Source organism: Photobacterium lucens (genome assembly GCF_009873615.1).
In the GTDB taxonomy this organism is placed as follows: Bacteria; Pseudomonadota; Gammaproteobacteria; order Enterobacterales; family Vibrionaceae; genus Photobacterium; species Photobacterium lucens.
In genome coordinates this window covers 1-970 of sequence record NZ_SSMG01000018.1, presented here as the reverse complement: position 1 = coordinate 970, position 970 = coordinate 1, and the positions used below count along the sequence as shown (strand labels likewise).

Sequence of the window (970 nt, the reverse complement as noted above, 5' to 3'; positions counted from 1 at the left end):
AGCACAAACACCACAGAAAAGTAGCAATTCAGCCTTAAAGCAAACAAATATCAATACCGTTTCAAAATAAAAACAAACCCATAACCATATGATTTAAATCACATTTATTTTAAAAGAATAGAGTTTTTCGATTTAAATAAGACAAAAACAACTCATCAATAAATGAAAAAACAAAAAGATATTGAAAATCCTCTAAATTCTGCCTTTATGCAACTGCAGTAATAGATTTGCTACGTTATGATGTTTCCACGGTTGAAGACAACGGAATTCCCCACGGAGGGGACAACCTCAGTAGGCTGATATAGGGATGGTAGCCACATAACTATGGATGGCACAGCTTCCGCAGGTTGTTGAAAGGATTTGTTCAGGACGAACCAACCGTCTTATTCCCCAAATAGGAATAGTCCCATGGAATGGGCTGAATAGTGATTTTTATTTTCTATTCGATGATTTTAGTTGCTGATCTACAAAAAAAGCCCGCAATTGCTTGCGGGCTTTTTTATTTGGCTCCTCCTGCTGGACTTGAACCAGCGACATACGGATTAACAGTCCGCCGTTCTACCGACTGAACTAAGGAGGAATTGTACTTTTATCTTACTCGATCAAATCAAGTGAGATTGATATGGTGCCTCGAGGCGGAATCGAACCACCGACACGAGGATTTTCAATCCTCTGCTCTACCGACTGAGCTATCGAGGCAAAAACACGAAGTTAATCGTTGTTTTGCATTTCTTACGTGAGTAAGAGAATAAATGGTGCCGACTACCGGAGTCGAACTGGTGACCTACTGATTACAAGTCAGTTGCTCTACCTACTGAGCTAAGTCGGCACACTTTATTTGGCTCCTCCTGCTGGACTTGAACCAGCGACATACGGATTAACAGTCCGCCGTTCTACCGACTGAACTAAGGAGGAATTGTACTTTTATCTTACTCGATCAAATCAAGTGAGATTGATATGGTGCCTCGAG

At 40.8% G+C, this 970-nt stretch carries 4 tRNA genes; all 4 read right to left on the bottom strand.

The features are described 5' to 3' along the window. Positions 1–504 precede the first annotated feature (504 nt). A tRNA-Asn gene (locus tag E5A76_RS02135) sits at positions 505–580 on the bottom strand. Positions 581–623: 43 nt separating this feature from the next. Continuing rightward, positions 624–699: transfer RNA gene (locus E5A76_RS02130), tRNA-Phe, on the bottom strand. Between the two features lie 54 nt (positions 700–753). Next, positions 754–829, bottom strand: a tRNA-Thr gene (locus E5A76_RS02125). A gap of 10 nt (positions 830–839) precedes the next feature. Next, positions 840–915, bottom strand: a tRNA-Asn gene (locus E5A76_RS02120). Between the last annotated feature and the right edge of the window lie 55 nt (positions 916–970).